Origin of the sequence: uncultured Agrococcus sp. (genome assembly GCF_945915485.1) — a bacterium.
In the GTDB taxonomy this organism is placed as follows: Bacteria; Actinomycetota; Actinomycetes; order Actinomycetales; family Microbacteriaceae; genus Agrococcus.
The window spans coordinates 1-9,165 of record NZ_CAMEFJ010000092.1; the positions used below are offsets into that span (position 1 = coordinate 1).

At 64.2% G+C, this 9,165-nt stretch carries 9 protein-coding genes and 1 pseudogene; 3 read left to right on the forward strand and 7 right to left on the reverse strand.

Going from position 1 to position 9,165, the window contains the following annotated elements; translation table 11 throughout:
* A pseudogene (locus Q0O95_RS11845) lies at positions 1–847 on the forward strand (hypothetical protein); the annotation flags it as partial.
* Between the two features lie 6 nt (positions 848–853).
* Here Q0O95_RS11845 and Q0O95_RS11850 read toward each other — a convergent pair.
* The 6 genes from Q0O95_RS11850 to Q0O95_RS11875 are packed head-to-tail and all read right to left on the reverse strand — an operon-like array spanning position 854 to position 6,454.
* Positions 854–2,239, reverse strand: coding sequence for an LCP family protein (locus Q0O95_RS11850; RefSeq protein ID WP_293698881.1), 1,386 nt, complete (start codon positions 2,237–2,239; stop codon positions 854–856).
* Positions 2,236–2,745, reverse strand: coding sequence for a 5-(carboxyamino)imidazole ribonucleotide mutase (purE, locus tag Q0O95_RS11855; RefSeq protein ID WP_293698883.1), 510 nt, complete (start codon positions 2,743–2,745; stop codon positions 2,236–2,238). Before purE ends, Q0O95_RS11850 begins: the two co-directional genes overlap by 4 nt.
* A 39-nt stretch (positions 2,746–2,784) precedes the next feature.
* The gene (locus Q0O95_RS11860) at positions 2,785–3,909 is read right to left on the reverse strand and encodes a 5-(carboxyamino)imidazole ribonucleotide synthase (RefSeq protein WP_293698886.1); all 1,125 of its coding nucleotides are present in this window, start codon (positions 3,907–3,909) and stop codon (positions 2,785–2,787) included.
* Positions 3,906–5,216, reverse strand: coding sequence for a UDP-glucose/GDP-mannose dehydrogenase family protein (locus tag Q0O95_RS11865; RefSeq protein ID WP_293698889.1), 1,311 nt, complete (start codon positions 5,214–5,216; stop codon positions 3,906–3,908). Before Q0O95_RS11865 ends, Q0O95_RS11860 begins: the two co-directional genes overlap by 4 nt.
* Positions 5,213–5,677 (reverse strand): PH domain-containing protein, encoded by a 465-nt coding sequence (locus Q0O95_RS11870; RefSeq protein WP_293698892.1) that lies wholly within the window; start codon positions 5,675–5,677, stop codon positions 5,213–5,215. Before Q0O95_RS11870 ends, Q0O95_RS11865 begins: the two co-directional genes overlap by 4 nt.
* Positions 5,678–5,731: 54 nt before the next feature.
* Positions 5,732–6,454, reverse strand: a complete 723-nt coding sequence (locus tag Q0O95_RS11875; RefSeq protein WP_293698895.1) for a biotin--[acetyl-CoA-carboxylase] ligase — start codon at positions 6,452–6,454, stop codon at positions 5,732–5,734.
* A 65-nt stretch (positions 6,455–6,519) separates the two neighbouring features.
* Between Q0O95_RS11875 and Q0O95_RS11880 the strand changes: the two genes are divergently transcribed.
* Both Q0O95_RS11880 and Q0O95_RS11885 read left to right on the forward strand, forming a co-directional pair.
* Positions 6,520–8,112 (forward strand): acyl-CoA carboxylase subunit beta, encoded by a 1,593-nt coding sequence (locus Q0O95_RS11880; RefSeq protein ID WP_293698898.1) that lies wholly within the window; start codon positions 6,520–6,522, stop codon positions 8,110–8,112.
* 8 nt (positions 8,113–8,120) lie between these two features.
* Complete coding sequence (locus Q0O95_RS11885; protein WP_293698901.1) at positions 8,121–8,324, forward strand: hypothetical protein; 204 nt, start codon at positions 8,121–8,123, stop codon at positions 8,322–8,324.
* A 17-nt stretch (positions 8,325–8,341) separates the two neighbouring features.
* Here Q0O95_RS11885 and Q0O95_RS11890 read toward each other — a convergent pair whose 3' ends face one another.
* Entirely contained in the window at positions 8,342–9,010 is a 669-nt protein-coding gene (locus Q0O95_RS11890; RefSeq protein WP_293698904.1) for a pentapeptide repeat-containing protein, read from the reverse strand.
* Positions 9,011–9,165: the final 155 nt, after the last annotated feature.

Sequence of the window (9,165 nt, forward strand, 5' to 3'; positions counted from 1 at the left end):
GCGAAACAATGATGCAAGCAGCGTCAGCCGCCCGTCCGTGCTCCGGTTCGAGCTGTCTGAGGAAGCCGGTGAACTCGAAGAGCTCGCCGCGACGGACGAGTGGAACCTTGCGGCAAGCACGGGCGAGCTCGGGGCGAATGGCGGTCTCGAAGCGATCGAGTGGCTCCCCGGCCAGTTCGGCGGATCCTTCGCCGTCGGTGTCGAGCAGACAGGCGAGCTCCTGTTCGTTTCGCTCGACGATGCGGGAGAGCACGAACTGCTCGAAGTCTACGAAGCGCCATTCCAGGGAGTCATGGCACTCGACTATCAGGAGCGCACGAACGAGCTCCTCGTCATGTGCGACGAAGTCTGCGAGGGTCGCAGCGTACTGCTCACGCTCGGCGGCGAATCGTTTACTGAGCTCGAGAATGAAGACGGCGTCGTCCTGATCGACCGCCCCGAGACGCTGCCGAACGTCGCCAACGAAGGCTTCGCATCCTTCGTGACGGAGGAATCCTGTGCATCCGCGGGAGTCGTGCGCACGGTCTTCCAGCTCTGGACCGACGACAACAATACGGATGGCCACTCACTCCGCACAGCGACCTCGGTGATCGAGGAGTGCGAGCCGGCACCAACGGAACCGGAGCCCACGGAACCCGAGCCGACCGACCCCGCAACCACCGATCCGGAGCCGACCGACCCGAGCCCGACCGGCCCCGGTCAGCGTGACGGTCAGTCGGGTGACGGCGCGCTGCCTCAGACAGCGGCCGCTCCCGCGCTGTGGCTGCTCGGCCTCGCTGCCCTCATGCTGCTCGCCGCCGCGGCTGTCACGGGTAGGCGCGCTCAGCCCCAGCGTGCCGCCCGATAGGAAGCGCTAGCCGTCGTCGGGGTCGCCGGACTCTCCCGGTGACTCCGACGGCAGCGAATTCTGGTAGGCCCTGGCCATGGCGTCCTGCACTTCGCTGTGTGCGAGGGCGAAGTCCGGGTTCTCGGAGTTGATGAGAGGGGGAACCAGATCGATGCTCTCCATGGGCAGACTCCCGGTACGCTCCGCCAGGTTCGTGAAGTGTCCGACCATCGACTGCGGAATGTCGGTTTGCAACATGTCACCGCCGGCGGAGGCGATCCGATTGTACGAACTCAGCAGCGTCTGCGGCGTGAACTGGCTTACGACGGCCTCCATGACGATGCGCTGGCGGTCCATGCGATCGTAGTCGGAGGAGTCCGAGCGACTGCGTGCGAACCAGAGAGCGGTTTCACCATCGAGCGTCTGCAGGCCGGGCTCGATGTATCCCGAAGGCGGTCTACCCGTGACGCCGATGGGAATCCGCCGCTCAACGTCGATCTCGACGCCACCGAGGGCATCGATGAGGCCTTCGAAGCCGTGCATGTCGACAATCATGTAGTACTGAATCGTCAGGCCCGTTACGCCCTCGAGCAGGTCGCGCGTGGCCTCGATGCCGGGATTCGAATTGTTGTCTTCCGCATCCGGATACAGGTCGGGGTTGTTCATGCCGTACGTGTAGGCGGCATTCGCCATGCAGTCGGATGTACCGCAGTTGAAGCCGTCCGGCCAGTGCGATCGCATCGGCGAGCCTTCGCTGAACGGCGCGTTCATGAGGTTTCGAGGCACGCCGACCAGCGTCGCCGCGCCGGTCTCGGCGTTGACGGTGACGACACGCAGGGTGTCCGGCCTCAGGCCCATCCGCCCGTCACCGGAGTCGGCGCCGAGCAGCATGAAGGTGTAGTGGCCGTCAACGGGATCCTGCGTCGGCCCTGTCGCCTGGAACACATCGTTCAAGAGCCCACGCGATGCGTCGATAACACTCGCCGCATATCCCGCAAGACCGACCGGCAGCACGATCGCAACGATCGATGCCACTGCGACGCCCCACCGGCCCCCTCCCTTGATACGGGCGAGCTTGGTCAGCCGAAACGTGTCGAAGCCGAGGATGAGCCAGATGAGCGCGTAGGCGATCACGATGATCTCGAGCACGAGCAGACCGAAGCCATTGCCCACTGCGCGGAGCAGCGTCTCCCGCGAGGCGAAGAACATGATCGCCGCAACGAGAGCGAGGAACAGCAGCGTGAACGTCGCGATCAACCCGAACCGGCCCAGCTTGCGATTGCCCGCGACGACCTGCGCACTGCCCGGCAGCAGGAAACCGAGGAACACGAGCCACCAGCCGCGGCGGCGCATGACCGGCGACGTCGGCGGCTCGGGGTTCCTCAGAGTCGTGCGCGGTTCAAGCAAGCTCATTCGGCGTTCTTTCCTTCTGCGATTCGCTGCTGCAGCGCTTCGTTCTTACGCTCGACCTGATCACGCAGGTCGGTAGCGAATTCGGCTAGTCTCGCCCGGACGTCCTCGTCGAACGCCCCTATCGTCCTGGCTGCAAGGATGCCGGCATTGCGGCCACCGGAAATGGACACGGTTGCGACCGGGATGCCCGCCGGCATCTGCACGATGGACAACAGCGAGTCGAGGCCGTCAAGTTTGTCGAGCATGACGGGAACCCCGATGACGGGGAGCGTCGTGAGCGACGCGACCATGCCGGGCAGGTGGGCTGCTCCTCCCGCGCCCGCGATGATGACCCTGATACCGCGATCAGCTGCGGATTCCGCGAACTCCACCATCTTGTGCGGCGTCCTGTGCGCGGACACGACCTCTACCTCGTGTTCGATGCCGAGTTCGTCGAGCACCGTCGCAGCGGCTTCCATGACTCGCCAATCCGAGTCGGAGCCCATAATGATCGCAACCTGTGCCACGGTGTTCCTCCCTATCGCAGTGCGTATCCCAGGGTACGGTCAGTCCCCGAAAACTCCCGCAGCGTTCCGCGCGCGCGTCGCGGTCGCTTCGTGTTCGTCGCCGACGACCGTCACGTGCCCCACCTTGCGACCGGGCCTCGTGGTCTTCGCGTACGAGTGGATGTGCGCGTCCGGATACTCCCCGAGCGCATCCGCGTACCGGTCTTCCATGCGGCCGGATGCGGGCCCGCCGAGCACGTTCACCATGACGGCGGCATCGCGCACCATCGCCGGGTCGCCGAGCGGGAGGCCGAGCACGGCACGGACGTGCTGCTCGAACTGGCTCGTCACAGCTCCCTCGATGGTCCAGTGGCCAGAGTTGTGCGGGCGCATGGCCAGCTCGTTGACGAGCAGTCGGCCGTCCGCCGTCTCGAACATCTCGACCGCGAGGGCACCCGTGACGTCGACGCCCTCTGCGATCCGCTGCGCGATGTCGGCGGCTTCGCGTTCGAGCCGCTCACCTCCTGGCGCGGGCGCATACACTTCCGCGCAGACGGAGTCGCGCTGCACGGTTTCGACGAGGGGCCAGTGCGCCATCTCCCCGCTCGTGCTTCGAGCGAGCTGTTGCGAAAGCTCGCGGCTGAAGTCGACGAGTTCTTCCGCGAGCAGTTCGGGCCCTTCGCCGCGCCCTGCTGCGGCAATCCAGTCGGCGACCTCGTCGACCCGCTGCACCCGGCGGACGCCCTTGCCGTCATAGCCACCGCGGGCAGTCTTTACGATTGCGGTGCCGTTGTTGTCGTCCAGGAAGCGCTGCAGGTCGTCAGCCGAATCGATGAGCGCGTAGGCGGGCTGCGGGACACCGAGGTCGCGCATCCTCTCGCGCATCGCTCGTTTGTCCTGCGCGAACAGCAGCGCATCCGGTCCGGGATGCACGGCGTGGCCGGCCTCGACGAGTGCGCGCAGAACGTACTGGGGAACGTGCTCGTGATCGAATGTCACCGCGTCGACCGTGCGTGCGAAGTCGAGCACGGCGTCCGTATCGCGATAGTCGCCGACGGCCGCTTGTGCGAGCTGAGCGGACATCCCCTCCCCCTCGGCGAGCACACGGATATCGATGCCCAACTGCACAGCAGGGGGGATCATCATTCTGGCGAGCTGGCCGGCGCCGATGACTCCGAGGATCATGCTTCGACCTCCAGCGTGCGGCGCCCGAGCGAGACGACTTTGAAACCGGCAGCGCGCCAGTGCTCCCGGTCGAGTGTGTTTCGGCCGTCGATCACCACGGCTGCGGGGGTTTCCAGCGAAGACGGGTCGAGTTCGCGGAACTCGCTCCATTCGGTACCGATAAGGATCACGTCTGCCTGCGCGACAGCGTCTGCGAGGGAGTCGCGCACGTCGAGGCCCGGATGCAGCCGCCGCGCAGTCTCACGCGCTTTCGGGTCGTAAGCGGTGACGGAGTAGCCCGTCGCATGCAGTCTCGCTGCGATGTCGAGCGGAGCAGAGTCACGCACATCATCGCTGTTGGGTTTGAACGAGAGACCGAGGACGGCAACGCGCTTCGTGCTTGTCGCGTCGGCCTCGCGCGCTGCAAGATCGTAGCCGCGTTCGCGTCGCCGCAGATTCACCCGATCGACCTCTTCGAGGAATCGCAGCGATTCGCCGGCACCGACCTCGATTGCCCGCGCCTGGAACGCCCTGATGTCTTTCGGGAGGCATCCGCCACCGAAGCCGAGGCCGGAGTTCAAGAAGCGACGACCGATGCGGTTGTCGACGCCGATTGCATCGGCGAGCTCGGTGACATCGGCTCCCACCTGCTCCGCGATCTCGGCCATGGCGTTGATGAAGGAGATCTTCGTGGCCAGGAACGCGTTCGCGCTGACTTTGACGAGTTCTGCCGTCGGGTAATCGGTGATGATCCGGGCCGTGCCCTTCTCGATGATCGAGCTGTACACGTCATCGAGCTTCTCGACGCTGGCCGTGTCACCGTCCGCGATGCCGTAGACGAGCCGGTCGGGATCGAGCGTGTCCTGCACGGCGAAACCCTCGCGCAGGAACTCGGGGTTCCAGAGCAGCTTTGCGCCCGTGTGGGCGATCTTCTCCGCGAGCCTGGCCGCGGTGCCGACGGGTACCGTCGACTTGCCGACGATCAGGGTGTTTGCGTCGATGTGCGGCAGCAGCGACTCGACCGCGGCATCCACGTAGCGGAGATCGGCGGCATTGCTGCCTTCCGTCTGCGGGGTTCCCACCGCGAGGAAGATGACGGATGCGCCGGCGGCTGCAGCGGGGTCAGTCGAGAATCGCAGTAGCCCGCCCCCGGTCTGCTCTCGGAGCAGTTCGTCGAAGCCGGGCTCGTAGAACGGCGCTTTCCCCGAAGCCAGCAGCGCGATTCTGGGTTCATCGATATCGATACCGACGGTCTCGTGACCAACGGAAGCCATAGCGGCCGAGTGCACGGCGCCGAGGTATCCGCATCCGATGACTGCCAATTTCATGCATCCTCCGTCGAGTCTTCCAAGAGTTCGTTCAGGGCGCGCAGCACAAGCGCTGCGTTCGGCACGTCGGCGAGCACGATCGCACGTTCGCCGCCCGTCGAGATCAGCACATCCCCCGAGCCGAACATGGCTTGCAGACCCCTCCTGCGCAGCGTGATGTCGTGCACTCTGCTCAGCAGTACCTCGCGGCGGATGCCGCCGAAGCCCGAACGCAATGTTACGCGTCGAGTGGTGATCGTGTATTGGCGTGAGAGCCATGCAAAATATGGAAATACACAGAGAATCGCCGCAAGCACGATGGCCGCGACGATGACGACGGTGTTCCAGGGCTCCCATGCGATGCGATCTTGCAGAAACAGCGAGAAGAAGCTGAGCGCCCAGAGCACCACGATCGACAGCACCAGCGCACGTGCGTGCGGCCGCATACGAGCGATGACTCTCTCGGTTGTCTCCTCGGGCATGGGTACCAGTCTGCCTCGCTCCTGTGTTAGATGCCGCTACAGCACGAAATTACTCTATTTCTCGGATCTCAGATGCACGATATCCCCCGCCGTTACCGTACGTTCACCGACCTCCGTCGCGATCACGAGGCCGCCGTCGGCATCGAGTCGAGCAGCCTTGCCGAGTATGCGACTCCCGTCTGGCATCTCAGCCCGGACGCGCTGCCCGAGGGTCGAGCAGGATGCAGACACGTCTTGCAGCAGCTCTTCTGTGCCGAGTCGCGGTACGAGCGACTGCAGTCCCCGTAAAACACCTGCGAGCACCGCATCCGCGAGTGCCTCCGCGCTATCCCGCGCACCTTCTTGCCCCAGCGACGTCGCGGTTTCGAGCAGCTCGTCGCCGCTCTGCACGAGGTTCACGCCGAACCCGACGATAACGGCGTCGCCCCGCATCTCGCAGAGGATGCCCGAGACCTTGCGCCCGCCGATCAACACGTCGTTCGGCCATTTGATCTCCGGAGAGGAGTCGATGAGACCGTCGATAGCGCGCGCGAGCGCAAGGCCGGTCGCAAGCGGCATCCAGCTGTGCCCCGAACTCGGGCGCACAAGAGTACAGTTCGCGAGCGCCTTTCCCGGCGGGGTCTCCCAGCGACGATCGATTCTCGCTCTTCCCGCGGTTTGGTTCAGCGTCACCCAGCTGGTCCAGTCCCGAGCGCCCTGATCGACGAGGTCGAACGTCGTGGGGGTCTGCTCGGAATACTGCACTTCGGCGAGGGCTGATGCGCGAGGGAACTGCATGGCTCCAAGGTAGTCGACGCCATGCGTTCCACGGTTGGCAGACAAGGCATCGTAGACTCATATCCGTGACTGAAGAGAACCAACCGCTTACAACGACTGCGGCACGGATCGCTGACCTCAAGAAGCGCCTCGGGGATGCGGTGCTCGACAAAGAGGCCGCCTCAGCCGAGAAGCAGCACGCGAAGGGTAAGAAGACTGCACGCGAGCGCATCGCGCAGTTCGTCGACCAGGGCAGCTTCGTGGAGTTCGACACGTTCGTCAAGCACCGCACGACAGCATTCGGCATGGACCGCAACAGGCCCGCCGGCGACGCCGTCGTCACGGGGATGGCCACGATCTTCGGTCGCCGCGTCGCCGTCTACGCACAGGACTTCACGACGTTCGGTGGTTCCCTCGGTGAAGTGGCCGGCGAGAAGATCGTCAAGATCATGGACTACGCGCTCGATCTGAAGATTCCGCTCGTCGCGATTCTCGACTCCGGCGGAGCGCGCATCCAGGAAGGTGTCGTCGCGCTCGGCAAGTACGCGCAGATCTTCAAGCGCAATACGGCGGCCAGCGGCGTCATCCCGCAGATCTCCATCGTCATGGGGCCTGCTGCCGGAGGTGCCGTGTACTCGCCGGCGCTGACAGACTTCGTCGTCATGGTCGACAAGTCGAGCCACATGTTCGTCACCGGCCCCGATGTCATCAAGACGGTGACCGGCGAAGAGGTCGGGTTCGAAGAGCTCGGCGGTGCAAGGACACACAACGAGGTCAGCGGAGTCGCGCACTATCTCGCGGCGGACGAGGACGACGCGCTCGACTACGTACGCGCACTGCTGTCGTACCTGCCCGACAACAACAAGGCCGAGGTTCCCGCTTACGATCACAGCTCGGCCCGTGTCGTGAACGACCAGGACCAGAAGCTGAACACGGTCATCCCGGACTCCCCGAACCAGCCGTACGACATGCTGACGATCATCGAATCGCTCATGGACGATAACGAGTTCCTGGAAGTGCAAGGGCTGTATGCGCCGAACATCGTGATCGGTTTTGGCCGCCTCGAGGGCCGTTCGGTCGGCGTGATCGCGAACCAGCCGAAGTCGATGGCCGGCACGCTCAATATCGAGGCCGGCGAAAAGGCAGCGCGATTCATGCGTTTCTGCGACGCTTTCAACATTCCCGTGCTGACGCTCGTGGACGTACCCGGTTATCTGCCCGGCACCGATCAGGAGTGGTCGGGCGTCATCCGCCGCGGAGCCAAGCTGCTGTACGCGTACGCGGAAGCCACGGTTCCGCTCGTGACCGTGATCACACGCAAGGCCTACGGCGGCGCGTACATCGTGATGGGTTCGAAGCATCTGGGAGCCGATATCAACATCGCGTGGCCGACGGCCGAGATCGCCGTGATGGGCGGTCAGGGAGCCGTCAATATTCTGTACCGTGGCCAGCTGAAGGATGCCGAGACCAACGGTGAGGACGTCGACGCGGTACGGAAGCAACTGGCCGACGACTACACGTACAACGTTGCCAGCCCGTACCTCGCCGCTGAACGCGGTGAGATCGACGGTGTCATCGAGCCCGCTGAGACGCGCGTTGCCGTCGCAAAGGCATTCCGTTTCCTGCGCTCGAAGGAGATCGAACGCCCTGACCGCAAGCACGGCAATATTCCGCTGTAGGAGGTACCGTGATCGACAACGTTGACTATTCGCAGGCCGCGAAGGCTCCTTCTCCCGCGCCCGCTCCGGGAACGGATATCAAGGAGATCCTCTCCCAGATGGAGATTCAGGGTGGAAATCCGACCGCGGAGGAGGCCGCAGCAGTCGAAGCCGTGCTGACCGAGATGGCGGCCGAGTGGGCCGAGACCAAACACAGGACGGTGCTGGGTTAGCGAGAACCGGCGGGGCTTCATCCCTCGACGCGTATCCCGAACTCTCCGGCGAGCATCTCCGCCATCGATGCCAGCTGCCACTCGGAGATCGTGGCGCCGCGGAGCCCTTCGAGCCCCTCGATCGCGCGCAGGTCAAGGCCGCGAAGGTCGAGATGCCGCGCTTGGGTGCCGGTCATGATGAGTCGGTCGGCGGTGACGTCTCGGAACGCTACCCTGAGCACTTTTGCGCCACCGAGATCAAGTTCGTCGAAGTGGCAGTTGCGGAACAACACGTCGGTGAGGTTCGCGGCGCGCAGGTTCACCCAGCCGAGCTTCGAATCGGCCACGAGAACTCTGTTGAGCTCGGAATCGAAGAGTTCAGCAGCCCCAAGGCGAGACGCTTCGATCTCGACATCTCGCCATGTAGTTCTTCTTGCTTTGAATGACGGGGCGTTCAGGCCCCGGATGCGGGTTTCCGCGAACCGAGCACCCGTGAGGTCGGTTTCGTCTACCCGCCAGTCGATCAGTTCGCACTGCAATAGCGTTGCACCTGCGAGACCGATATCCCCTGTTTCGATACCGCTGAAGCGAACACCCTCACAGTGCGCCTGCGCGAACAACAGCTTCTCTTCCGTTTCGGCAAGGTCATCGAGCAGTAAACGGTCGAGGCTCGGCTGCTGAAGCTCATCGCGTTTTCGGTCGCGCACTTGTGTCTCCTCTGCGCATGTCTCCTCTGAGCAGGTCGGTGCAGTCAGAACGGCGGTCGATCCGCCTCACCGTACTCATCGGGTAACAGGTCGAATTCTCCGTGGGGTCCGTCGTCGGGTTCTTCCGGTTCGTGTTCTCGGTAGGTTTTGCGGTC